General features: G+C 49.5%; 1 protein-coding gene. It reads left to right on the top strand.

Annotation, left to right across the window (positions count from 1 at the left end):
• Nucleotides 1-420 (top strand): hypothetical protein (locus KH400_RS29760; protein WP_217228095.1); only part of this gene is annotated, 420 nt, incomplete at both ends.

Raw genomic sequence — 420 nt, 5'->3', positions numbered from 1 at the left:
AAGAAAAGAAAGGGAAAGGGAGAGAAAGAAAAGGAAAAGAGAAGGGAAAAAGAGGAAGAAGAAGAGAAAAGAAAAAAGGGGAGGGGAGAGGAAGAGGGAAAAGGGAAGGGAGAAGAGAGGGGAGGAGAGGAGGAGAAGAGGAAGGGAAAAAAAGAGGGAGGGGGAGGGAAAAGAAAGAGAAAGAGGAAGAGGAAAAAAGGGGGAGGGGGGAGAAGGAGAGGAAGGAAGAAAAAAGAAGGAAAAAAAAGGAAAAAAAGGGGGGGAAAAGGAGGGGGGGGGAGGGAAGAAAGGGAGGGAAGGGGAGAAGAAGAAGAAAGGAAAGGGGGGGAAGGGGGGAGGGGAAAAAAAGAGGGGAGAAAGGAAAAGGGAGGAGGAAAGAAGAGGAGGAGGGGGGGGAGGGGAAAGAAGAAAAAGGAGAGA

The organism is Desertibacillus haloalkaliphilus, assembly GCF_019039105.1.
GTDB lineage: Bacteria > Bacillota > Bacilli > Bacillales > KJ1-10-99 > Desertibacillus > Desertibacillus haloalkaliphilus.
The sequence above is the reverse complement of the archived record's forward strand: the minus strand, read 5'-3'. Positions and strand labels throughout refer to the sequence as shown.